Source organism: Micromonospora sp. CA-246542, from assembly GCF_050942905.1.
Taxonomy (GTDB): Bacteria; Actinomycetota; Actinomycetes; order Mycobacteriales; family Micromonosporaceae; genus Micromonospora.
On sequence record NZ_CP192040.1, the window covers coordinates 1,266,922 to 1,289,849 of the forward strand.

General features: G+C 71.7%; 19 protein-coding genes and 1 pseudogene. 10 read left to right on the top strand and 10 right to left on the bottom strand.

All coding sequences use genetic code 11. From position 1 onward, the window contains the following. The first annotated feature begins 243 nt into the window (after nt 1-243). Nucleotides 244-525 (top strand): adhesin, encoded by a 282-nt coding sequence (locus tag ACQP0N_RS06035; RefSeq protein WP_355051907.1) that lies wholly within the window; start codon nt 244-246, stop codon nt 523-525. A 6-nt stretch (nt 526-531) separates the two neighbouring features. Here ACQP0N_RS06035 and ACQP0N_RS06040 read toward each other — a convergent pair whose 3' ends face one another. Beyond that, nucleotides 532-1,602, bottom strand: a complete 1,071-nt coding sequence (locus ACQP0N_RS06040; protein ID WP_433118245.1) for a beta family protein — start codon at nt 1,600-1,602, stop codon at nt 532-534. A gap of 92 nt (nt 1,603-1,694) precedes the next feature. Here ACQP0N_RS06040 and ACQP0N_RS06045 point away from each other — a divergent pair, with 92 nt between their 5' ends. The 4 genes from ACQP0N_RS06045 (at nt 1,695) to ACQP0N_RS06060 (ending at nt 6,658) form a co-directional block, all read left to right on the top strand. Beyond that, nucleotides 1,695-2,588: a sulfotransferase domain-containing protein gene (locus ACQP0N_RS06045; RefSeq protein WP_433118246.1), complete on the top strand. Its 894-nt coding sequence runs from the start codon at nt 1,695-1,697 to the stop codon at nt 2,586-2,588. A gap of 243 nt (nt 2,589-2,831) precedes the next feature. Beyond that, a complete protein-coding gene (locus ACQP0N_RS06050; protein WP_355051904.1) occupies nt 2,832-3,224 on the top strand; it encodes a cupin domain-containing protein in 393 nt (130 codons plus the stop codon). Between the two features lie 42 nt (nt 3,225-3,266). Next, the gene (locus ACQP0N_RS06055) at nt 3,267-5,063 is read left to right on the top strand and encodes a glycoside hydrolase family 15 protein (protein WP_433118249.1); all 1,797 of its coding nucleotides are present in this window, start codon (nt 3,267-3,269) and stop codon (nt 5,061-5,063) included. 245 nt (nt 5,064-5,308) lie between these two features. After that, the gene (locus ACQP0N_RS06060; RefSeq protein WP_433118251.1) at nt 5,309-6,658 is read left to right on the top strand and encodes a pectate lyase; all 1,350 of its coding nucleotides are present in this window, start codon (nt 5,309-5,311) and stop codon (nt 6,656-6,658) included. A 40-nt stretch (nt 6,659-6,698) separates the two neighbouring features. Here the strand turns inward: ACQP0N_RS06060 and ACQP0N_RS06065 are convergent, their stop codons facing one another. Next, nucleotides 6,699-7,889 carry a threonine synthase gene (locus ACQP0N_RS06065; RefSeq protein ID WP_433118252.1) on the bottom strand — a complete coding sequence of 397 codons (1,191 nt, stop codon included), beginning with the start codon at nt 7,887-7,889 and terminating at the stop codon, nt 6,699-6,701. A gap of 14 nt (nt 7,890-7,903) precedes the next feature. Then, the gene (locus ACQP0N_RS06070) at nt 7,904-8,953 is read right to left on the bottom strand and encodes a DNA polymerase ligase N-terminal domain-containing protein (protein ID WP_433118254.1); all 1,050 of its coding nucleotides are present in this window, start codon (nt 8,951-8,953) and stop codon (nt 7,904-7,906) included. Nucleotides 8,954-9,047: 94 nt separating this feature from the next. Between ACQP0N_RS06070 and ACQP0N_RS06075 the strand changes: the two genes are divergently transcribed. From ACQP0N_RS06075 to ACQP0N_RS06085, 3 genes are all read left to right on the top strand, one after another. After that, the gene (locus ACQP0N_RS06075) at nt 9,048-9,836 is read left to right on the top strand and encodes an aldo/keto reductase (protein WP_433118256.1); all 789 of its coding nucleotides are present in this window, start codon (nt 9,048-9,050) and stop codon (nt 9,834-9,836) included. A gap of 126 nt (nt 9,837-9,962) precedes the next feature. Next, nucleotides 9,963-10,118 (top strand): hypothetical protein, encoded by a 156-nt coding sequence (locus ACQP0N_RS06080; protein WP_433118258.1) that lies wholly within the window; start codon nt 9,963-9,965, stop codon nt 10,116-10,118. Beyond that, a complete protein-coding gene (locus ACQP0N_RS06085; protein WP_433118260.1) occupies nt 10,118-11,083 on the top strand; it encodes an N-acetylmuramoyl-L-alanine amidase in 966 nt (321 codons plus the stop codon). The genes ACQP0N_RS06080 and ACQP0N_RS06085 overlap by 1 nt, the downstream gene beginning before the upstream one ends. Here ACQP0N_RS06085 and ACQP0N_RS06090 read toward each other — a convergent pair. Together ACQP0N_RS06090 and ACQP0N_RS06095 are read right to left on the bottom strand one after the other, a co-directional pair. Beyond that, nucleotides 11,070-12,593 (bottom strand): SulP family inorganic anion transporter, encoded by a 1,524-nt coding sequence (locus ACQP0N_RS06090; RefSeq protein ID WP_433118262.1) that lies wholly within the window; start codon nt 12,591-12,593, stop codon nt 11,070-11,072. The genes ACQP0N_RS06085 and ACQP0N_RS06090 overlap by 14 nt on opposite strands. Nucleotides 12,594-12,748: 155 nt before the next feature. Beyond that, nucleotides 12,749-13,873 (bottom strand): GH12 family glycosyl hydrolase domain-containing protein, encoded by a 1,125-nt coding sequence (locus ACQP0N_RS06095; RefSeq protein WP_433118264.1) that lies wholly within the window; start codon nt 13,871-13,873, stop codon nt 12,749-12,751. A gap of 298 nt (nt 13,874-14,171) precedes the next feature. Here ACQP0N_RS06095 and ACQP0N_RS06100 point away from each other — a divergent pair, with 298 nt between their 5' ends. Together ACQP0N_RS06100 and ctaD are read left to right on the top strand one after the other, a co-directional pair. Next, complete coding sequence (locus ACQP0N_RS06100; protein WP_433118266.1) at nt 14,172-15,278, top strand: FAD-dependent monooxygenase; 1,107 nt, start codon at nt 14,172-14,174, stop codon at nt 15,276-15,278. 130 nt (nt 15,279-15,408) lie between these two features. Further along, the gene (gene ctaD, locus ACQP0N_RS06105) at nt 15,409-17,166 is read left to right on the top strand and encodes an aa3-type cytochrome oxidase subunit I (protein ID WP_433118268.1); all 1,758 of its coding nucleotides are present in this window, start codon (nt 15,409-15,411) and stop codon (nt 17,164-17,166) included. Between the two features lie 527 nt (nt 17,167-17,693). On the opposite strand, the pseudogene ACQP0N_RS06110 reads toward ctaD, so the two are convergent. The 5 genes and pseudogenes from ACQP0N_RS06110 to ACQP0N_RS06130 all read right to left on the bottom strand — a co-directional run. Further along, a pseudogene (locus tag ACQP0N_RS06110) lies at nt 17,694-18,011 on the bottom strand (MFS transporter); the annotation flags it as partial. After that, complete coding sequence (locus ACQP0N_RS06115; RefSeq protein WP_433118270.1) at nt 17,926-18,150, bottom strand: hypothetical protein; 225 nt, start codon at nt 18,148-18,150, stop codon at nt 17,926-17,928. The gene ACQP0N_RS06115 and the pseudogene ACQP0N_RS06110, both read right to left, overlap by 86 nt. 64 nt (nt 18,151-18,214) lie before the next feature. Beyond that, nucleotides 18,215-18,796: an isochorismatase family protein gene (locus ACQP0N_RS06120; RefSeq protein WP_433118272.1), complete on the bottom strand. Its 582-nt coding sequence runs from the start codon at nt 18,794-18,796 to the stop codon at nt 18,215-18,217. 31 nt (nt 18,797-18,827) lie between these two features. Continuing rightward, on the bottom strand, nt 18,828-20,114 hold the full coding sequence (locus ACQP0N_RS06125; RefSeq protein ID WP_355052044.1) for a nicotinate phosphoribosyltransferase: 1,287 nt from the start codon (nt 20,112-20,114) through the stop codon (nt 18,828-18,830). A 16-nt stretch (nt 20,115-20,130) separates the two neighbouring features. Then, entirely contained in the window at nt 20,131-22,809 is a 2,679-nt protein-coding gene (locus ACQP0N_RS06130) for a LuxR C-terminal-related transcriptional regulator (RefSeq protein ID WP_433118275.1), read from the bottom strand. Nucleotides 22,810-22,928: the final 119 nt, after the last annotated feature.

Below are 22,928 nucleotides of genomic sequence, written 5' to 3' on the forward strand. Positions count from 1 at the left end.
TGGGCAAAACAGCGCCGTGACCAGCGCGGAAGCGAGAGCGGGACTGATCCGGCTCTATTTGACGTATCGCTCGGTAGCGGGCACCGTGGGCTGGGAAGGGGCCCGTCAGCCGCCCCTATTCGACGCGACGGCGATGACCGTCCGTATCTCCCGTCGCCTCCCACGCGTGCTCGTACGCGGGCCGTTCGTCCGCCTCTGCGCGAGAAGCGACCGCGAGCCGAGAAACCACGAGGAGTTCCACCAATGCTCACCATGACCGACAACGCCGTGCTCGTCATCCGTGACCTCGCCAACCAGCAGGACGTGGCCCAGGACGGTGGCGTGCGGATCGCCGCCGACACCGACGCCGGATCGCTCACCGTGGAGCTGGTGCCCGAGCCGGAGCAGGGTGACCAGGTCGTCGACAACCAGGGCGCGCGGATCTTCCTCGACCCGGACGCCGCCGAACTGCTCGGCGACGCCTCGGTGGACGCCACCGTCGACGACGAGGGCATCATCCAGTTCGGTTTCACCGAGAAGCAGTAGGGGCTCTCACCGGGGCGGTCGCCCACGCTGCGGTGGCCCCGGCCGGGAGTCCCAACCCGACCGGTGGGGGTCGTCGGGTCGCAGCAGTGCGGCGAGCACGTGCGCCAGATGGTGCGACGTGCTCCACGCCGTCCAGTTGGCGGCGGAGCCGGCCCCGGCTCCTCGCCGTGCGCGGCGGAGCAGCTCGTGGTCGCCCCAGGAGAACGCCGCGCCGACGCCCGACCAGTGCGGTGCCGTCACCAGCGTTCGGCACAGGTCGGCGAAGCGGTCGTCGCCCCGGCCGCCCCGGCGCGACCAGCGGTAGACCCACCAGCCGTCGTCGGCGGTGTACCGCACGGTGGGTAGCCGGTCGCCGGGGTCTCCCGAGTCGGGCAGCGCCGAACCGACGCCGTAGTCGCCGTAGTCGACTCCGACGTCGGCCAGCCGCTGCCAGAGCTGCCAGTCCCAGCGTTCCAGCCGGACCGGCTCGTCGGTGGGCAGCCGGGACAGCGTCGGCGGCATGCCGCCCGCCGCCACCGTCGCCGAGCGCCAGGCGTGGCGACGGGCCCAGTCCAGCAGCCGCCGAATCCGGGGCTCCGCCACCCGTACGTCCGCCGGACAGCAGACGTCACCCGCGTCCACCAGCAGGTCGCACTCCTCCGGCGCGAGGCCGGTGTACCGCCAGATCCGCTCGACGGCGGTCGTGTCCGCGTCCGGGCCCGCCCGGTCGTGCGCGGCCCGCACCCGGACCAGCGCCCGCCGGGCGTACGCCCGGGCTGCCGCGCCGTGCGCGACGAGCCGCCGCTCACTCTCCGCGAGGGCGATGACGGGCATCAGCGGTACGCCCCACCGGATCAGCTCGGTGTCGACCGAGTCGGGCTGTGCGGTCACGTCGACGGCCGGCAGCAGGCCGACCGGTAGTCGGCGCAGGCCGTCCCTCGTGGAACGGTCGACGGCGTCGACCTCCAGGATCGGCGCGACCAGTGGGGCGGCCGCGGGATCGAGGTGGGTCAGGGCTTCCAGCTCGCCGCGTCGGCGGCTGGCGAGGATGGGGCGGTAGACCGGCGCCACTGCCCGGCCCCCGTGGGCGGGCACCATACTTCAATCTAGTCAGGCATTCGCATGCCTCCACACTTTCTGGTACCGAAAATCCGCTGTCTGGCTGTCGGTTCGGCGACTACGATCGCCCGATGTCCGCGTCGCCGTACCGTTACCGCTCCACCGACGAGGACAGCGCCCGCTGGGTCGGCTTCGGATTCCGCGATGGCGACATCGTGATCAGCACCCGCTCCAAGAGCGGCACCACCTGGATGCAGATGATCTGCGCGCTGCTGGTGCTGGGCACTCCGGAGCTGCCGGCGCCGCTGTCCGAGTTGTCGCCCTGGCTGGACTGGTTGGGCGAGCCGCGGGACGTGGTGTACGAGCGGTTGGCCGCGCAGCCGCACCGCCGGTTCATCAAGACGCACACCCCGCTGGACGGGGTACCGCTCGATCCCCGGGCGCACTACGTGGTGGTGGCGCGGCATCCACTGGACATGGCCGTCTCCCTCTACCACCAGGCGGGAAACCTGGACCGGAACCGAGTCGCGGAGCTGACCGGCCAACCCGCGCCGGCGGGACCGCCGCGTGACCGTCCATCGCTCGGGCAGTGGCTGGCGAGCTGGGTCGACCACGAGGTCGACCCGCGCGTCGAGCTGGACTCGCTGCCCGGGGTGTTCTGGCACCTGCGCGACGCCTGGGCCCGCCGGCACGAGCCGAACGTCGCGCTGGTGCACTACGACGACCTCCGCGCCGACCTGGGCACACAGATGCGACTGCTGGCCGACCGCTGGGGTGTCGAGGTGCCCGCCGGACGGTGGCCCGCGTTGGTCGAGGCGGCCACGTTCGACCGGATGCGCGAGCGCGCCGACCAACTCGCCCCGGACACGCTCGGCGTGTTGCGGAACCGCCAGGCCTTCTTCCGTCGCGGCGGCTCGGGGCAGGGGCGTGACCTGCTCGACTCGGCCGCGCTGGCCCGCTACGAGCGGCGGGCGCGGGCGCTGACCCCGCCCGACCTGCTCGCCTGGCTGCACCGCGACACCTGAGACGTACGGGAACGAGCGCGCGGCGCCGCTGCGTTCGTGGTCGCAACGTCGCCGCGCTCTGGCCGTCTCCCACCACCGCAGCCGTTCGGCGGTACGCCAGCGGGGACCTGGCTCGACCGGCCGTTCGCGCCGGTCAGCGTTGTCGATCCCCGGTCGGCGCGGATCCAAACCTGCCGACCGTGGGGAATTCCACCATCTGTCAGTCCCGGCGTGACGCGTGACCGAACGGGGTATGAGCGGGCCATGGAGCATTTCACGATCGCGACCGTCGCCGAGAAGAGCCCGGACTTCCGGCGGGTGCTGTGGACTGGCGAGCACACCCAGTTGGTGATCATGACGATTCCGCCGGGCGGGGAGATCGGTGAGGAGGTGCACGAGGGCATCGACCAGATCCTGACGTTCGTCAGCGGGACGGGCGAGGCCCGGGTCGCCGGCGAGAAGCGGGAGGTCGTCGCGGGTGACCTGGTCGTCGTCCCGTCCGGCACGAAGCACAACTTCGTCAACACCGGTCCGAATCCGCTCGTGCTCTACACCGTCTACGGCCCTCCGGAGCACGCCGACCAGGCGGTGCACCACACCAAGGAGGAGGCGGACCGGGCCGAGGAGGCCGGCGAGGACGAACCGCCGACCGCGTGACGGCGTTGGCCTGAATCGGGCCGATCCGGGTACGCGCGGCTGGTGACGCAGCCGCCGATCTCCGACTACGGGTTCCTCTCGGACTCCCGTTCCGGAGCGCTGGTCGGTGTCGACGGCTCGATCGACTGGTGGTGTCCGCACCGGTTCGACGGTGCCTCCGTCTTCGGTCGGCTGCTCGACCCGGACGGTGGGCACTTCCGGTTGGCGCCGGCCGACGCCGGTGGCCCTGGTTACCGGGTCGAGCGCGCCTACCGGCCGGACACGCTCATCCTGCGGACGGTGCACCACACGCCGCACGGCAGCGTGTCGGTGACGGACGCGCTCGCCGCCGAGCCCGGGGCCCGCGCGCACGAGTTGGGTGTGAACTCGCCCGCCGTACTCGTCCGCGTGGTCGAGGGCCTGTCCGGGCGGGTACGGATGGCGCTGGACTTCGCCCCCCGCCCGGAGTACGGCCTGCTCACGCCGTACCTGCACGAGCAGCCCGACGGCGCGGTGGTGGCCGATGCCGGCCCGGTGGTGCTGGTGCTGCGGGCCGGGGGGATGCCGCTGCGGGCGAGCCGGGACCGGGTGACCCACGAGTTCGAGGTCTCCTCCGGTCAGGTGGTGGGGTTCGACGTGGCGTTCGGGCAGGCGTACGGCAAACCACCGGTCCAGATGGACCCGCTGGCCGCCCTCGCCGACACGACCCGGGCCTGGGAGGCGTTCCGGGACACGCACACGTACTCGGGCCGGTACCCGGAGCTGGTGCGGCACAGCGCGACCGTGCTGACCGGCCTCACGTACACCCGCAGTGGCGCGGTGGCGGCGGCGTTGACCAGCTCGTTGCCGGAGCAGATCGGCGGTGACCGCAACTACGACTACCGGTACTCCTGGTTGCGGGACTTCTCGCTGACGATGCGGGCGCTCTGGGTGGCCGCCTGTCCGGACGAGGCGTCGCGGCTGTTCGCCTGGGCGGCCCGCTCGATCGGTCAGTTCGGCGACGAGCCGGTGCCGGTGCTCTTCGGGTTGGAGGGCGAGCGTGACATCTCCGAGCACCACTGCACCCACCTGCGCGGATACCACGACAGTCGCCCGGTGCGCGTCGGCAACGACGCCTGGAAGCAGCGGCAGCTCGACGTGCCGGGTGAGGTGCTGTCGGCGGTGTGGCGGCTGCGCGACTACCTCGGCACGACGTTCGAGTCGGAGCTGCGGGAGATGGTCCTCGGCCTGACCGAGCAGGTGGCCGCGACCTGGCACCTGCCGGACCGGGGCATCTGGGAGACCCGGGACGACGAGCGGCACTACCTCTCCTCGAAGGTCTCCTGCTGGTTGGCCATGGATCGGGCGGTGGGGCTCGCCGACCGGCTCGGTGAGCGGGCCGACCCACGCCGTTGGATCGGCATCCGCGACGAGATCCGTGAGACGGTGCTGCGCGAAGGCTGGAACGACCGGATCGGCGCGTTCACCGGCTCGTTCGGCTCGGCCGAGCTGGACGCCTCGGTGCTCGCCCTGCCGGTGGCGCACTTCCTGCCGGCGACCGATCCCCGGATGCGCTCGACCATCGCCATGGTGGAGCGTGAGTTGGGCACGGAGGACGGCCTCGTCCGGCGCTGGACGACCGACCCGGCCGGCTTCCTGCTGTGTTCGTTCTGGCTGGTGGAGTGTCTGGCGATGGCGGGTGAGCCGCGGCGGGCCGAGGAATTGTTCGAGCGCGTGGTGGGTCGCTCCAACGACGTGGGCCTGTTCAGCGAGCAGATCGACCTGACCACCGGGGCGCAGCTCGGCAACATGCCGCAGGCGCTCTCCCACATCGGGCTGATCAACGCGGCCTGGCGGCTGACCGAGCCGAACAGCTTCTGATTCCGGCGCCGAAATCCTGCAACAGACCTGCAAGCGTCAGGCATTGACGCTGATATGTGCGTAGTCCTAGCCTCGGAGAGACGGGAAAGCCCTTTCCCACGGCTTTCATCCCGCTTCACCCCGCTGTCGGATCCGGGCGTCCGACGGGGCACACCGATCCCGCTCTCGCGTCAGCGCGCCGTGCCGGCACGTCTCCGCGTGTCCGCGTCCCGGGATCACCACCACCCGCGTCAAGGAGGACAACCGTGCACAGGAGACGACGACCACTGGTGCTGGCGGTGTGCGCCGGCGTGACCGTGGCGGCCCTCGCCGCCAGCATGACCTCGGCCTTCGCGGCCACCATCTTCACCGACACCTTCAGCGACGGCGACGCCTCCGGCTGGTCCAAGTCCGGTGGCACCTGGGCGGTCGACGGCGCGGGGGTGTTCCAGCAGTCCAACGCGGGCAGCGAACTGGCCCGGCAGTTCGCCGGCGACACCGGGTGGACCGACTACGCCGTGCAGGCCCGCGTCCGGCCGGGGAGCTTCGGCTCGTCCAGCGCCCTGGTCGGGCTCGCCGCCCGCTCCACCAGCAGCACCAGGATGTATCGCCTCGCCCTGCTCGGCTCCGGCCGGGCCGAACTCCAGGCCGTCAACGGCAGCAGCGTCACGGCGATCGGCTCGGCCCCGCTCGGCGTCACCACCGGCACCTGGTACACCCTGCGCGTCGAGGTCAACGGCAGCACCATCCGGGGCTTCGTCAACGGCGCGCAGATCGCCTCCGGCAGCAACAGCCTGGCCGGCGCCGGGCGGATCGGCCTGGTCACCGCGTACGCCAGCGGCGGCTTCGACGACGTGGTCGTCGACTCCTCCGGCGGCGGCACCCCGACCACACCGCCGGCCACCAGCACGCCGCCCACGACGTCGAGCCCGACCGCCCCGCCACCCTCCGGGTGGCCGACGCCGACCAGCAGCCAGAAGGTGGACGCGACGATCCCGGTGTCCGGCACCTTCGACGGAGGGCTGAGGCGCTACTACGGCATCGGCGACGGTGGGCAGAGCGAGAGCCAGGACCCGATGTTCGAGCTGGCCGCCGGTGCCACCCTGCGCAACGTGATCATCGGCACGCCGGCCGGTGACGGCGTGCACTGCGAGGGCGACTGCACCCTGGTCAACGTCTGGTGGGAGGACGTGGGCGAGGACGCGGCCACCTTCCGGGGCGGCACCACGTACACGGTCGACGGCGGCGGCGCGCGGTCCGCCAGCGACAAGGTCTTCCAGCACAACGGCCCGGGCACGGTCCACATCAGGAACTTCCAAGTGGAGAACGCCGGGAAGCTCTACCGCGCCTGCGGCAACTGCTCCACCTCGTACCAGCGGCACGTGGTGATCGACAACGTGGTCGTCCGCGACACCGACACGATCGCCGGCATCAACACCAACTGGGGCGACACCGCCCGCTTCAGCCGCGTCACCATCGTCGGCGACCCGGACCGGGAGACCTCGATCTGCGTCAAGTACAAGGGCGTACCCAAGGGCAGCGAACCGACCAAGATCGGCGAGGGCGCCGACGGCGTCAACTGCCTCTACTCGCCGTCCGACATCGCCTACCGGTAGGCGCGGCACGCCGGCATCCCGCGCCACGCGGGATGCCGGCTCAGGCCAGCACGGGTACGCCGGAGACGTCGATCGTCTCCGGATACTTCAGGCCCGCGCCGGTGTTGAGCACCACCACCCGTTCCCCGGCCCGGATCCAGCCACCGGCGCGTAGCTGGCGTGCCGCCGTCAGGCAGGCCGCGCCCTCCGGGCAGAGCAGCAGCCCCTCCCGGGCCGCGAAGTCCCGCAGGTCGGTCAGGATCTCGGCGTCGTCGACGGCGACGGCGGTGCCGGCGGACGCCCGCAACGCCGCCAGGATCAGCTCGTCACCCAGCGGCGACGGGACGGTGATGCCGAACGCCACCGTGTGCGCGTCCTCCCACGGGCGGGCCCGGGACTCACCGGCGGCGAAGGCCCGCACGATCGGCGCGCAGCCGGTCGACTGCACCGCCACGAGCCGGGGCAGCTTGTCGCCGACCCAGCCCAACTCGCGCATCTCGTGCAGCGCCTTGTGGATGCCGATGAGGCCGACCCCGCCACCCGTCGGATAGATGACCACGTCCGGCGCCTGCCAGCCGAGCTGCTCGACGATCTCGTACCCCATCGTCTTCTTGCCCTCGAGCCGGTAGGGCTCGCGCAGCGTGCCGGCGTCGAAGACCGCACCGTCCGACTCGGCGACCAGCTCGGCCACCCGTCGGCCCGCGTCGCTGATCAGCCCGTCCACCAGCCGCAGATCGGCGCCGGCGGCCACGCACTCGCGCCGGCAGATGGTCGGCGCCGCCAGCGGCATGACGATCGTGGCGCCCATTCCGGCGCGCGCCGCGTACGTCGCCCAGGCCGACCCGGCGTTGCCGTTGGTGGGCATCGCGATCCGCTTGACGCCCAGCTCGCGGGCCCGGCTCACGCCGACCGCCGCGCCCCGCGCCTTGAACGAGCCGGTGGGGATCAGCCCCTCGTCCTTGACCATCAGGTCCGCGATGCCGATCTCGGCGCCGTACGAGGGAGCGCGCAGCAGCGGCGTCCAGCCCTCGCCGAGCGTGGTGACGTGCCGGGGGTCGGCGACCGGCAGCAGCTCCCGGTAGCGCCACAGGTCGGCCGGGCGCAGCGGAAAGCGCTCCGGGGTGACCGCCTTCGCGACCGCCGGCAGGTCGTACCGGGCCAGCAGCGGCGAACCGCAGTCGCAGAGGTTCTGCACCTCGTCGGCGGCGTACTCGAGGCCGCAGCGCGGGCAGTCCAGGTGGGTCAGGTACACGTCGCTCCTCGCCGTCAGGCCGCGTCGACACTCAGCCAGCGCCGACTGCGTACCCCCGGCTCGTAGACCGAGTCGAGCCGCTTGGCGACGACACCGGGCAGCCCTTGCTCCCGCCCGGTGCGCAGGGCCTCGTCGCCGGCACCGGAGAACCACGGCGGAGTCTGCCAGTGCGTACCGGCCAACGCCAGCCCATCGAGCAGTTCGCGGCGTTGCGCGTACGGGACGTCGACGCTGCTCACGCCCTCCAACCACAGCAGGTCGACAAGAAGGAACTGCGCGCCGGCCGGCACCCGGCCCCCGCTGGTCGGGCGTGCCGGACGCACCCGGCCCGAGCCGTCGATGCGCACCAGCACGCCGTCGAGCACCGCCTCGGTCGGCGCCAGGGCCTCGGCCATCGCGCGCAGCCACGGGTACCCGCCGGTGATCTCCTCGTCGGTCTCGGAGAGCAGCCGTAACCGCCCGCCGGAGACGTACGCCACCGCGCGGACCCCGTCCCAACGCAGCTCGTACCCCCATTCGCCGGCGTCGCGCGGCAGCCCGGCGGCGGGCGTGGCGTGCATCGGGCGGACCAGCTCGGGCATCGGCGTCCAGCCCGGCGGCGCGGGATCGGTGCGGCGGATCATCCAGTCCCGACCGCCGGTGGCGAACAGCGCGTACCGGCCCTCGGTGCGCGCGCCGGAGAGCGTCACGATGACCTCGTCGTCGCGCCACTTCTCGCAGCGGTACGTGCCCCGGTCGTGGATGATCATCCGGCCGCCCCCGTACTCGCCGGCCGGGATCTCGCCGGCGAAGTCGAGGTACTCCATCGGGTGGTCCTCGGTATGGACGGCGAGGTGGTTGCGGCCCGGGTCGCGGGGCAGGCCGCGCGGCACCGCCCAGGACGCGAGCACGCCCCCGTGCTCCAACCGCAGGTCCCAGTGCAGGCTGCGGGCGTGGTGCTGCTGGATGACGAAGCGGGCCCGGTCGCCGTCGTCACCGGCCGGCCGGGGCGTCGCCCGCGGCACGGGCTCCGGCGTGCGGGCCGCGTCGCGCCGGCGTCGGTACTCGTCCAGCCGGTCCGTCACACCCGCATTCTCCGGCAGAACGGGCCCTTGCGCTGGCCGCCGGAGTGTCCGATTCGCTCGGCGGCCGGGCATGAGGCGGGGTAGAACGGACTCCATGGACCTCCGCGACCAGCCCACCGCCCTGCTTCCGGGTGACGTGCGAATGCCCCTGCTCGGCTTCGGCACCTGGCAGGCCACCGGCCAGGCGGGCTACGACGCCGTGCTGGCCGCGCTCGACACCGGCTACCGGCACCTCGACACCGCCACCGTGTACGGCAACGAGCGGGAGGTGGGTCGGGCGGTCCGGGAGAGCGGGCTGCGTCGGGAGGACATCTTCCTCACCACGAAGCTGCCGCCGGACCGGGTCGGCCGGGAGCGCGAGACCCTGGAGGCCAGCCTCGAGGCGCTCGGCGTCGACCAGGTGGACCTCTGGTTGATCCACTGGCCGCCGTCGTCGGCGGCGGACAGCATCCCGCTGTGGCGGGAGTTGCTGGCTGCCCGGGACGAGAACCTGACCCGGGCCGTCGGGGTCAGCAACTACAGCACGAGCGAGATCGACGAGTTGATCCAGTCGACCGAGGAGAATCCGGCGGTCAACCAGATCCGGTGGAGTCCCGCGCTGTACGACCGGCAGCGGCACGCCGAGCACCGGGACCGGGGCGTCGTGCTGGAGGGGTACAGCCCGTTCAAGACCAGCGATCTCAGCGATCCGGTGCTGACCAGGATCGCGGCGGCGCATGGCGTCTCCCCGGCGCAGGTGGTGCTGCGCTGGCACATCGACCACGAGATCGTGGTGATCCCCAAGTCGGTGACTCCGGAGCGGATCACCGCCAACTTCGACGTCTTCCACTTCTCGCTGACGGCGGAGGAGATGCGCGACATCGACGCGCTCGGCGACGCCTGAGGCGGCGAATTCCTTCAGGCCTCGGGTGGCAGGTGAAGGGTATCGACATCGACGCAGGTGACGGTATAGCGTGCCGTCATCACGTCCGTCGATCCCTTCCCCACCCGCCTCAGCTGGAGGATCGCCATGGCCCGATCACCGTCCATCCGTCTGCGCCGCCGTGGGGTGCTCGGCATCCCCGCCCTGGTGGCCGCCGCCCTGACCGTCGTGGTCCGGCCCACCCCGGCGAGTGCCGCGCCAAAGGCTCCCGAGTGCCTCGCCGACCTGCTCGGAGAGTCCTGATGGCCACCATTGGATGGCTGGTGGACGTGCTGCGCGCCGCCGGGGTCCAGGTCGTCGTCGAGGGCGACTGGCTCAACCGGATGCGGCCCGGCTCCTTCGACCCGATCGGGGTGCTCTGGCACCACACGGCCTCGACCTCCAGCGCCAGCAACCCGCACCCGGCGCTGGGCATCTGCATCAACGGCCGCCCCGACCTGGCCGGCCCGCTCTGCCAGGCCCTCGTCGACTACAACGGGGTCTTCCACGTGATCTCCGCCGGCCGCTGCAACCACGCCGGGGTCAGCGGCGGCAGCGGGCCCATCCCCGCGGGCGACGGCAACACCCTGATGATCGGGTGGGAGATCGACTACAACGGCGTCGACCAGCAGATGACGACCGCGCAGTACAACGCGTCGATCGCCGCCACGGCCGCCGTGCTCACCCGGCTGGGTCGGGACAGCAGCTACGCCCGCGGTCACCGGGAGACCAGCACCACCGGCAAGATCGACCCGTCCTTCATCGACCTGAACGTGATGCGCGCCGACGTCGCCGCGAAGATGGCCGGCGGCAGCACGGCCTGGTCGTCGATCGTGGACAACACGACCTCCGGGCGCTTCACCGCGAGCGCCAACTGGGGCGTGTCGACGTTCTCCACCCAGCGGTACGGCGCCGACTACCGCTACGCCGATCCCGTCGCGGCCAGCGACCCGGCCTGGTACCGGTTCAACGTCCCGGCGACCGGCAACTACCGGGTGGACGCGTGGTGGCCGACGAACAGCGGCTACAACAGCGCCACCCCGTACATCGTCGCCACCACCACCGGCAACCGCACGGTCTACGTCGACCAGCGCGCGACCGGCGGGCAGTGGCGCGTCCTCGGCACGTTCACCCTGCCGGCCGGGGACGCCAACCGGGTGGCGGTGAGCCGGTGGAGCAACGCGACGGGCCTGGTCATCGCCGACGCCGTACGCCTCACCCGGGTCTGACCCGCCGGCTTCCGGGCGGTCGGGGTGTCCCCGGCGCGGGGATGCCCCGACCTTCCGGAGCCGGAGGGGTCACGCACAGGGCGGTGCGTTTGCCGGTGCCGAGCCCGTCGGTGTCCGCCCGATGGAGCCACGAGCCGTGCACCTCGCTGACCTGCGCGCTGCCACCGGACCGCGGGTAAGACGCCTGCCAGTCGCGGATGGTCTCGTAGGCGCCGTGGTCGAGATAGTCCAGGTGCAGCTCGACTTCGACTCGCTGCCCCGGGGGCAGGGCAGCGAGTCGGCGGGTGAGCCGTCCGCAGGCGACGAAGGCGAGCGTTCCGGTGATCGAGACGTGCCAGGCGCCGGGCTCCGGCTCGGTGACGTGGATGTCGCAGCGGGCCAACCGCCACAACATGAACAGCGCCGCCGTCGCCATGCCCAGCCCGACCCCGATCAGCAGGTCCGTCGCGGCCACGCCGACCGCGGTGACCACGTAGATCGGCAGCTCCCGGTGCCGGGCGTACGTACGGATCTGGGCGAGGCTCACCAGCCGCAGGCCGACCACCACGAGAACGGCGGCGAGGGCGGCCATCGGGATCATCTCCAGCAGCACGGAGCCGGCCAGTACGAACCCGGCGATCCAGACGCCGTGCAGGATGGTCGACGCGCGGGTGCGTGCCCCGGCGGCGACGTTGGCCGAGCTGCGCACGATGACGCCGGTCACCGGGAGGCCGCCGAGCGTTCCGGACACGGCGTTCGCGGCGCCCTGGGCGATGAGCTCCCGATCGAGGTTCGCGCGTGGGCCGTGGTGCATGCGGTCGACGGCCACCGCCGAGAGAAGAGATTCCACGCTCGCCACCAGGGCGATGGTGACGACTGCCGGCAGGACCTCCCACGGCGGCGAGTCGGGCCAGCGGGGGAGGGCGAGCGCGCTCAAGGGGTTGGCGGGCAGATTCACCCGATCCACGTCGGCGCCGAGGACCGTCGCCAGCACGGTGGTGACCACCACCGCCACCAGGGTCGCCGGCAGCAGGGTGGTCTTGACCAGGCGTGACCAGACCAGCAACAGCCCGATGGTCAGCGCACCGAGCAGAACGGACACGCTGTGGTGGTCGGCGACCTGGCCGGGCAGGTCACGCAGGTTCGCCCACGCGGAGCTCTGGGGTGCGCCGCCGAGCGCGACGTGCACCTGGCTCAACGCGATGACCAGGCCGATGCCGGCCAGCATTCCGTGTACGACCGTCGGCGACAGCGCGAGCGCGGCCCGCCCGAGGCGGGTGATGCCCAGCACGATCTGCAGCAGCCCGGCGACGGTCACGATCGCGGCGGTGCCGGCGAAACCGAACTCGGCGATGGTGCCCGCGACGATCACGGTGAGCCCGGCCGCTGGTCCGCTGACTTGAAGCGGCGCTCCGCTGAGCGCGCCGGCGACCACCCCGCCCACGACGGCGGCGATCAGCCCGGCCAGCAGCGGTGCTCCGGAGGCGGCGGCGATGCCCAGGGACAACGGGATGGCGATCAGGAAGACCACGATCGACGAAGGGATATCGTGCCTAAATGACGCTAAAGCCGACATCCTCGGAAAGCTACCGAGATAATATTAATGCATAGTTAAGCGTGATTCTTTCACCCGTAATGGGGACGGGGCGCGACCGCTCGGTCGCGCCCCGCCGCTGTGCCGTCGACTCAGTTGCGCGTGCAGCTCCTGCCGTTCAGCGAGAAGCTGCTCGGGGACGAGTACGACCCGTTCAGCGTCCCCTGGTAGCCGAAGCTGGCCGTGCCGCCGGGGGCGATCGATCCGTTGTGGCTCACGTTCCGGGCGGTCACCGCGGAGCCGCTCTGGCTGACCGTCGCGTTCCAGGCGTTGGTGACCGTCTGCCCGCCGGGCAGGTTGTAATTCAGCGTCCAGCCGTTGATCGCGCTGGAGCCGGTGTTGGTGATCAGCACGTCGGCGGTGAAGCCGTTGTTCCACGAGTTGGCCGTGTACTTGACCGCGCATCCCGAGGTGCCGCCCGGCGGCGGGGTGGTCGGCGGCGGGTTGGTGGGGTTGCCGCCGCCGTTGACGTTGGCCGAGAACGAGGTCACCGCGAGCCCGACGCCGCCCTGCCACGGCTCGAAGCCGGCCTGGATGCTCGTCAGGTACCAGGAGTTAGTGATCGCGCCCCGGTTGCGGGTGTCGTTGATGAAGTCCATGACGCTGAAGTTCAGGCTGGAGACGGCCGACGACGCGACGTACGAGATGACGTTGTTGGAGCCGTTGCTGCCCCGCCAGACCTCCCAGGTGCGGCCGGCCAGGTTCGTCGTGCCGACCACCGAGCCGATGGGCTGGATCGGGCCCTGGCGGTTGAGCCAGATCATGATCTCCATCTGGTTCACGCCGTCCCGCTTGGGCGACGGGTCCAGCCAGATGTCGTACGAGGCGTTGTAGGTCGCGCCGCTCACGTACCGGTAACTGATGCTGCTGGTGGCGCTGCTGATCTGCGACACCTGGATCGGCAGGTTCGTGCCGGGGGAGCAGTTGGTGTAGTGACAGCCGAAGAAGATCGAGGGGTACGCCGTGGGCGCGCCGTTGGTGGGGCTGCTGCCGTTCAGCGTGGTGATCTCGAAGCCGTTGCTGGTGGCGTTGATGCACTGCTGGGCGGTCGTGCCCCACCGGTTGTTCTGCACCACGTAGCGGCCCTGGATCACGGTGGAGCCGTACTGCTCGCAGATCAGGGTGTCGGCGGAGGCGCTGCCCCCGAGGGCCACGGCCACGAGGGAACTGGTGAGCAACAGCCCGGCGGCGGCCAGGGCTCGAAGGTGACGCTTCATGACGCTCCTTGACTCGGCGCAAGCTGGGCGCCGGCTGTGGTGGGGTGGTGCGGGAGCGCTCCCACGCTCAACGACACATTTACATGTCTGAAACTGTGGCGCAACCGCGTGCGACAAACTGGCGGATTGTGAGGATTGCCATGCCCCTCCGGTCGGCTGTCGGCCCACCTCCCGGTCAGCGGCAGCGGCCGACGGCGAGCGCTTCGCGCCGGGCCGATCGGCTCTGGTGTGCGTCGATCGCTCCGAGTAGCGTGTTGCCTCCAACGCGTGCCGTTCCCCTCCGGAGGCGTACACCACCATGCGTAGCTCCCCCCTGCGCATCCTCATCGTCGGTGCGGGCATCGCCGGCCTGGCCGTGGCCCGGGCCCTGCGCCTGGCGGGCTTTCGGCCGGATGTGACCGACAAGCTGCCGGCGGGAGAGTCGACCGATGTCGGCCTCTACCTGCCCGGCAACGCCGCCCGCGCGCTGCACCGGCTGGACCTGCACGATCCCGTCCGTCCTCTCGGGCAGGTGATCCACCGGCAGCGCTTCTTCGACGCCTCCGGGGCCCCGCTCTGCCAGGTCGACCTGGACGCGCTCTGGGCCGGCGTCGGGGAGTGCCGGGCGCTGCCCCGGAGCGACCTGCACCGGGTCCTGCTCAGCGGCGCCGGCGGCGCCGTCCGCCACGGCGCCGAGGTCCGCACCCTCGAGCTGCTGCCGGGCACCGTCGGCGTCACCTTCACAGACGGCACCCGCACCGAGTACGACCTGGTCATCGGCGCCGACGGACCGCGTTCGTCGGTCCGGACCCTGGCCGCGCTCGGTGGGCCGCCCCGCCCGGCCGGACACGTCGTCTACCGGGCCGTCCTGCGCGACGGTCCGGCCGTCACCGACTGGACCGCGCTGCTCGGGCAGCGCTGCGGCCTGCTGCTCGTGCCGATCGGGGAGGGTCGGCTGCACTGCTACGCCGACGAGGCGGGCACCGAGCCGCCCGCCGACCCGCTGGCCCGACTGCGGGAACTCTTCGCCGACTACCGGGGCCCGGTGCCCGAGGTGCTCGACACACTCGACCGGGTGGACGTCGGGATCACCGACGAGGTCGAGCTGGGTCGCTGGCACCGGGGGAGGGTGCTGCTGGTCGGCGACGCCGCCCACGCCACCGCGCCCACCCTGTCGCAGGGCGCGGCGATGGCCCTCGAGGACGCCGTGGTGCTGGCCGAATCACTGCGCGCGGCCGGCAGCGTCGAGGCGGCGCTGATGGCGTACGAGAGTCGTCGTCGCCCCCGTACCCGATGGGTGGCCGACCGGACCCGGGACCGCAACCGGACCAGGGACGTCCCGCCGGCGCTGCGCGACCCGCTGCTGCGCGGACGCGGCGGCCGGATCTTCGGGGAGCACTACCGGCTACTGGTCGGCCCGCTGTAGGCCCGTTGTAGATCGTGTCACGCCACCCCACGCGGCGCTGCGACCTGCCGGGGACTATCCTCCTTGCGGATGACGGCCCGCCGATAACCAGCGTGAGCCGAGCGGGACAACCGAGAACCGGAGGCCACTCGTGACCACCGTCGCACCCAAGCCGGTCGTGACCCGGCCCTGGCCGGTCCGGGAGCCGGTCAAGGGGTCGGCCATCGCGCGGCTGCTGCGAACCACGGACGCGAAGCAGATCGGGATCATGTACATGATCACCGCATTCGTGTTCTTCCTGATCGGTGGCGTGATGGCCCTGATCATGCGGGCGGAGCTGGCCCGACCCGGGCTGCAGTTCCTGTCGCCCGAGCAGTACAACCAGCTCTTCACGATGCACGGCACGATCATGCTGCTGTTCTTCGCGACGCCGATCGTGTTCGCCTTCGCGAACTACATCGTGCCGATCCAGATCGGCGCGCCCGACGTCTCCTTCCCCCGCCTGAACAGCTTCGCCTACTGGCTGTACCTGTTCGGCGGCACGATCGCGACCGCCGGCTTCATCACCCCGGGCGGCGCCGCTGACTTCGGCTGGTTCGCGTACGCGCCGCTGAGCAGCGTCGAGCACTCGCCCGGCGTCGGCGCCAACATGTGGATCATGGGTCTGGCCATCTCCGGTCTGGGCACGATCCTCGGCGCGGTGAACATGATTACCACGGTGCTCACCCTGCGCGCGCCCGGCATGACCATGTTCCGGATGCCGATCTTCACCTGGAACATCCTGGTCACCAGCCTCCTGGTGATCCTGGTCTTCCCGCTGCTGGCCGCCGCGCTGTTCGCGCTCGCCGCAGACCGCATGATCGGCGCCCACGTGTACGACCCGGCAACCGGCGGGCCGATGCTCTGGCAGCACCTGTTCTGGTTCTTCGGGCATCCCGAGGTGTACATCGTCGCGCTGCCGTTCTTCGGCATCATCAGCGAGATCATCCCGGTGTTCTCCCGCAAGCCGATCTTCGGCTACAAGGGCCTGGTCGCCGCGACCGTCGCCATCGCCGCGCTGTCGATGAGCGTGTGGGCGCACCACATGTTCGCCACCGGCCAGGTGCTCCTGCCGTTCTTCAGCTTCCTGAGCTACCTGATCGCGGTGCCCACCGGTATGAAGTTCTTCAACTGGATCGGCACCATGTGGCGGGGCCAGATCAGCTTCGAGACGCCCATGCTCTGGGCGGTCGGCTTCCTGGTCACCTTCCTCTTCGGTGGTCTCACCGGCGTGCTGCTGGCCAGCCCGCCGCTCGACTTCCACGTGTCGGACTCGTACTTCGTGGTGGCGCACTTCCACTACGTGCTCTTCGGCACCATCGTGTTCGCGGTCTTCGCCGGCATCTACTTCTGGTTCCCGAAGATGTTCGGCCGGATGCTCGACGAGCGCCTGGGCAAGGTGCACTTCTGGCTCACCATGATCGGCTTCCACACCACCTTCCTCGTGCAGCACTGGCTCGGCGCCGAGGGCATGCCCCGTCGGTACGCCGACTACCTGCCCGGCGACGGGTTCACCACGCTGAACACGATCTCCACGGTCGGCGCGTTCATCACCGGTATCTCCACGCTGCCGTTCATCTACAACTGCTGGAAGTCGTACAAGACCGGTCCCGTGGTCGAGGTGAACGACCCCTGGGGTCACGGCAACTCGCTGGAGTGGGCGACCAGCAGCCCGCCGCCGCTGCGCAACTTCGACCGGATGCCGCGCATCCGCTCCGAGCGGCCGGCGTTCGACGCGAAGTTCCCGGAGCTGGCCGCCGGCCAGAGCGTGGCCGGCCCGCCGGAGGGTGGCGCCAAGCCGCTCACCAGCGAGTCGGACGGCGGCGCCACCTACACCGAGGACACCGCCAGCAACCTCGACCGGCACTGACGCTCGACCAAGCTCGTACGACGGGCGCCGCCCCGGACCACCGGGAGCGGCGCCCGTCGCGTTACCCCCCCGCGCCGAGCGCCCCACCCCGCCGAGCGCCCCACCCCGCCCCGCGCACCTCGCGTGTCGCGCGTCGCGTCGCCCCGGGCACCCCGCGCCTCGCCTCGCCCCGGGCACCCCGCGCCTCGCCCCGCCCCTCGCCCCGCCCCGCCCCGCCCCGCGCACCCCGCGCGTCGCTCCGCTTCGCGCCGCGCTCTCTCCGCGCCGATCTTGCACTTCCTGTTGCGACCAAAGGGGTGAAGGCTGACAAAACGGCAACAGTTTGTGCAAGATCGGCGGGGGAGACGCTGGCTTCCTGCTCGCGAGCGCACTCCTGGGGGCAAGATCCGCGCAGTATCAGGGATGTTGCTGCTTCCCAGGCTTGTGAAGCAGCAACATCAGGTAAGTTGCGCGGATCTTGGTGCCGGGGTGTCGGGGTGTCGGGGTGTCGGGGTGTCGGGGTGTCGGGGTGTCGGGGTGTCGGGGTGCTAGCGGGTTGTGGCGGCTAGTTCCTGCTCGGTGGGTGTCGTCGGGGGGTGGGCGGTGGCCTTACGACGGCGGCGCAGCTCCAGGGGGAGCACGGCCACGGTGACCAGGGCGCCGAGCGCCCCCGTCACCACGAAGCCCCACAGTGGCGCACTGGCGTCGATGACCGCGCCGGCGAGTGGCGCGCCGACCGCGATGCCGACGGTGACGGCCGAGCCGTGCAGGCCCATCGCCTCACCGCGTACCTCGGCCGGGGCGAGCCGGCTGACGGCGTCGGCGGAGGCCGCGATGGTCGGCGCGCAGACCCGCCGCGCCGTAACCCCGGTCGAGGTCGAGCACCACGTGGAAGGTCAGGGTGACCCCGGTGGCCGTGAGCGGAATGCGGGCGAGGACGGCGACCAGCAGCAGCGACCGCAGGCCGGGCAGGGCGAGCGCTGTCCGGTAAGGCTTGATGTTCACGTTGGTCCGTACCTCCGGCGACATCCTCGACGGGTCGCGGACCGTTGGCCAACCAATTACCGCCTCATGCGGCCCTGATCACAGGCTCGCCGTGCAGCACCACGCCAGCGCCGTCCATCGCGCGCAGCGCCACGTCGGTGGTCTCCGGCGCGACCGCGGCGGTCAGCTCCAGCAGGACCGTGGTGGCGAAGCCCTCCCGGGCGGCGTCGAGCGCGGTGGCGCGAACGCAGTGGTCGGTGGCGATGCCGACCACATCGAGGGTGTCCACGTCGTGCCGGCGCAGCCAGTCGGCAAGGCACTCGCCGTCGTCGGCGTGGCCCTCGAAGCCGGAGTACGCCGCGGCGTGCTCACCCTTGTGGAAGATCGCTTCGACCCGTCCGGTCTCCAGCTCCGGGTGGAACTCCGAGCCGCTGGTGCCGACCACGCAGTGCCGCGGCCAGGACTCCACGAAGTCCGGCGGATCGCCGAAGTGCGCCCCCGGATCGATGTGGTAATCCTTCGTGGCGACCACGTGCCGCCACCGGTCCGGCTCGGTGGCGAGTAGCCGGGAGATCCCGGCGGCCACCCCGGCGCCTCCCGGGACGGCCAGCGAGCCGCCCTCACAGAAGTCGTTCTGCACATCCACGATGATCAGCGCGTTGGCCATCGGGGGTCCCTTCGAGGTCGGGTCAGCGGGCTCAGCCGGCGGGTACGACGGTGACCGGCACGGCGGGGTCACCGGCGGAGAGCTTCAGCCCCTCCCACGGGATGGAGATGAGGCACTCGCGCAGGTGTTCCCGGGACTCGTCGAGGGTCGGCAGGGCCACGGCCTCGCCGTCGACCACGTACGAGCGTTGGAGCATCCGGTCGTTGGCCTGCCGGTCGGGCACGCCCTGCGGGACGATGATCTCCTCCGTGGCGGTGCCGGTGGGCTTGTGTCGGCGGACGGCCACCTTGCGCCCCCCGATGGTGGCCTTGTGCTCGGACCGCTTCACCACCGGCCGGCCGTCGACCTCGACGAGCTTGTAGACCAGCCCCGCCGTGGGCGCTCCGGAGCCGGTGACCACGGCCGTACCCGCGCCGTACATGTCGACAGGTTCGGCGGCCAGCGCGGCGATCGAGTACTCGTCCAGGTCACCCGAGACGATAATCTTGGTCTCGGTCGCGCCCAGGGAGTCGAGCAGTTCCCGGGACTGCTGCGCGATCACCGCCAGGTCGCCCGAGTCGATCCGGACCGCCCGCAGCTCCGGCCCGGCCACCGCGATGGCGTTGCGGATGCCCTGCGAGATGTCGTACGTGTCGACCAGCAGCGTGGTGTCCTTGCCCAGCGTGGCGACCTGTGAGGCGAACGCCGCCCGCTCGTCGTCGTGCAGCAGCGTGAACGCGTGCGCCGCCGTACCCGCCGTGGGGATGCCGTAGCGCTCACCGGCGGCGAGGTTGGAGGTGAACCGGAAACCGGCCAGGTACGCGGCCCGCGCCGCCGCCACGGCCGCCTCCTCGTGTGCCCGTCGTGACCCCATCTCGATCAGGGCGCGACCCCGGGCGGCGGTGACCATCCGTGCCGCGGCGGCCGCCACCGCGCAGTCGTGGTTGAGCACGGAGAGCGCCACCGTCTCCAGCACCACACACTCGGCGAAGCCGCCGGAGACGGTCAGGATCGGCGAACCGGGAAAGAACAGCTCACCCTCGGCGTACCCGTCGATGTCGCCCGTGAAGCGGTAGTCGGTGAGCCAGGCCGCCGCCGCGTCGTCGACCACCCCGGTGCGGCGCAGGAAGTCGACCTCGGCCGGATCGAACCGGAAGTCGCGGATCAGCTCGATCAGTCGCGCGGTGCCGGCGACGACGCCGTAGCGTCGGCCGCTGGGCAGCCGACGGCTGAACACCTCGAAGACGCAACGGCGGTCGGCGGTGCCGTCCTTGAGTGCCGCGCTGACCATGGTCAGCTCGTAGTGGTCGGTCAGCAGCGCGGGGCGGAGGGTGCTCACCGTCCCAGCCTAAGGTTCAGGCCGAGTCGTCGCCCTCGTGGCCCGGGATCGACCGCAGCGCGGCCCACAACTCGGCCCGGCCGGTCACGCCGAGCTTGGTGTAGATCCGCTGGAGGTGGTTCTCCACGGTGCGGGCGGAGAGGTACAGCCGTTCGGCGATGGCCCTGCTGGTCGCGCCGTGCGCGGCGAGGCGCGCCACCTGCCACTCGCGTTCGGTCAGCACCGGCGCTCCGGCCCGTAGCGCCGGCGTCCGGATCAGATTGCACCGCCCGAGCAACCCCGCGAGCCGTTCGCGTGCCTCGCCGGCCGCCACCGAGTGCTGCTGACGCAGCAGGTGCAGGGCCTGGGCGGTGGCCTCGGCGGCGTACACCGTCAGCTCCAGCGCGGCGTAGTCGTCGGCGACCGACAGCAGGTCCGGGGCCGAGTCGGTCACCGCGGCCCGGGCGTGCCGGGCCAGCAGCGGCGGCAACACCCCGTCCACCCGCTCGGACAGTTCGGCGAGGCGCTGCGCCACGGTCCGCCGCCCGCCGTCGGAACAGGTGGGGCCGATCGGCGCACCGGCCTGGTCCAGCCGGACCAGATCGTGCAGGACGTGCACCTCGTGCCCGGCGAAGCCGTCCGCGCGCAGCCGGTCGGCCAGGTCGCTGAGGTGCTTCACCGCGCCCGGCAGGTCACCCGACACGGCCAGCACCGCTCCCCGGGCCTGCTCCAACCACGGGTAGAGCACCGCCATCCCCGGCGCCTGGGTGCGGTCGGCCTCGGCCATCGCCTCGGTGGCCTGCGCCGCGTCGCCGCGCAGCGCCGCCGCCTGGGCCCGTTCGGCCTGGGCCAGGCCCGCGTAGACCCGGCTGGTGGCCAGCACCGCGCAGGCGCCCAACGAGGTACGCATGGCCGCGTCGCTCTGACCCCGCAGCCGCGCTGCGTACGCCGCCAGGATCGCCAGGTAGCCGGTGCCGAGCCGGAAGTCACCGGCCCCCGCGAGGTCGGCGAACTCGTCGGCCACGATCGCGTCGATCCCGACGAGGTCGCCGGTGAGCATGAGCCGGGTGCCGCGCGCCAACTCCAGGGCCAGTTGCAGGTACGGCATGTCGGTGCGCCAACTCGCCGCAGCCGAGTGCACCTGCGCGATGGCCGCGCCGCTGCGCGTCAGCTGACCCTCGGCGGCCTGGACGTACGCGATGGTGCTGCGGGCCAGCTCGCGGGCGGCGATGCTGGCCGCGGGCCGGTCGAGTACGGTCTGGCTGAGCCGTACGGCGGTCGCCGTGTCCAGTCGGTGCAACCGCATGATCGCCTCGAAGGCGTGCACCCGGGCCCGGTCGGCCGAGTCGCCGAGTTGCTCGACGCGGCTCGCGATCTCCTCCACCGTGGACTCCCGACTGAGCCCCCAGTAGCTGACCATGCCACGGACGGTCAGCCATCGGCAGAGGCGGCGCTCGTCGCCGGGCTCCAGGGTCACCGCGTCGAGAACGCTGAGCGCCTCGTCCGGTCGGTCGGCGAACATCAGGATGGTGGCCAGCAGCTCCGCGGCGTCCGAGCCGCCGTCGGCGTGCAGCGCGGCCCGCGCCAGGCGGGTCGCCAACGGTACGTCGTACCGGGTGAACGCCTGCATCGCGGCGTCCACGAGCAGGGCGGCGTCCTGCGCGGTGCCGGAGTCGAGTCGCCAGACCGCCACCCGCAGCAGGTCGTCGCGGCGGCGCTTGCCGACCTGCTCCAGCAGCTCGGCGAGGTGCGCCTGGAGGCGTCGGGTGCGGCTGACCGGGCATCGGCGGCGCATCACCTCGCCGTAGAGCGGGTGCGCCAGGCGTACGTTGGTCCGCCGGTCGTGCTGGACGACGGTGATCAGCCCGCGCTCCTCGGCGCACTCCACATCGGACTGCTCGGCGGCCTGGTTGAGCAGGTGCAGCCCGAGCGGCTCGCCGAAGGCGACCAGCTCGACGACCGTACGGACGCCGTCGGTGAGCTGCCCGACGCGGGTGTCGATCAGATCGGTGAGGCTGGGCGCCAGCTCCAGTCGCCCGGTCCACTTCCAGAGGCCGTAGGTGCGCTTCAACTCCTCGCTGCCGTTGGCGGCATGCACCAGCTCGCGCAGCAGCAGCGGGTTGCCGGCCGACAGCCGCCCGAGCCGGTCGGCGGAGTTGGCGTCGACGGGCCCGCCCAGGATCGCCGCCAGCAGGCCGGCGGTCTCCGAGGGTGGCATCGGGGTCAGCTCGACGTGCTCGACCAGGTCGTCGGTCCACAGCGCGCGGATCGGCAGCGGGATCTGCTCGCCGTCGCGCAGGGTGCCCACCACGGTGGCGTTGTCCGCGCGGGCGACCAGGTGCACGAGCGCGGCGGACGGCGGGTCGAGCAGGTGCGCGTCGTCGATGGCGAGCACGATCCGCCGGCCGGCGGCCTGCTGTTGAAGGACGCCCAGCGCCCAGCGCAGGATGCCGGCGGGGGAGAGCCCCTGGGGCTGCTCCGCCGGGAGGACCTGCACCAGCCCGCCGAACGGCAGAGCCGCGGTGGTGGCGCTCGCGGCGATGGACCAGATGGCGTACCGGTCGGTGGGCAGGGTGTTGACGCCCTCCCGCAACAGCCGGCTCTTGCCGATGCCGGCGCTGCCACTGAAGAAGAGCCCCCGGCCGGCCTCGCCGGTAACCGCCGCCAGCAGGCGGTTGAGTTCATCGGTCCGGCCGACGAACTTCCATCGACTCATCCGCGCAGCATATCCATCGAATTCCGTCTGCGCCCGCACCGTCACGCACCGAAGTTGAGTAGTCGCACAATTACCCGTGAGTACCCGCGGTATTCCGCCTGGTCGGCAGGCCACACGTA

Coding starts and splice junctions, on each gene's coding strand:
- ACQP0N_RS06095 (WP_433118264.1), bottom strand. CDS start 13,873: ATGAAGCGTCACCTTCGAGCCCTGGCCGCCGCCGGGCTGTTGCTCACC.
- ACQP0N_RS06120 (WP_433118272.1), bottom strand. CDS start 18,796: ATGGCCAACGCGCTGATCATCGTGGATGTGCAGAACGACTTCTGTGAG.
- ACQP0N_RS06045 (WP_433118246.1), top strand. CDS start 1,695: ATGTCCGCGTCGCCGTACCGTTACCGCTCCACCGACGAGGACAGCGCC.
- ACQP0N_RS06035 (WP_355051907.1), top strand. CDS start 244: ATGCTCACCATGACCGACAACGCCGTGCTCGTCATCCGTGACCTCGCC.
- ACQP0N_RS06040 (WP_433118245.1), bottom strand. CDS start 1,602: ATGGTGCCCGCCCACGGGGGCCGGGCAGTGGCGCCGGTCTACCGCCCC.
- ACQP0N_RS06075 (WP_433118256.1), top strand. CDS start 9,048: ATGGACCTCCGCGACCAGCCCACCGCCCTGCTTCCGGGTGACGTGCGA.
- ACQP0N_RS06050 (WP_355051904.1), top strand. CDS start 2,832: ATGGAGCATTTCACGATCGCGACCGTCGCCGAGAAGAGCCCGGACTTC.
- ACQP0N_RS06130 (WP_433118275.1), bottom strand. CDS start 22,809: ATGAGTCGATGGAAGTTCGTCGGCCGGACCGATGAACTCAACCGCCTG.
- ACQP0N_RS06085 (WP_433118260.1), top strand. CDS start 10,118: ATGGCCACCATTGGATGGCTGGTGGACGTGCTGCGCGCCGCCGGGGTC.
- ACQP0N_RS06080 (WP_433118258.1), top strand. CDS start 9,963: ATGGCCCGATCACCGTCCATCCGTCTGCGCCGCCGTGGGGTGCTCGGC.
- ACQP0N_RS06100 (WP_433118266.1), top strand. CDS start 14,172: ATGCGTAGCTCCCCCCTGCGCATCCTCATCGTCGGTGCGGGCATCGCC.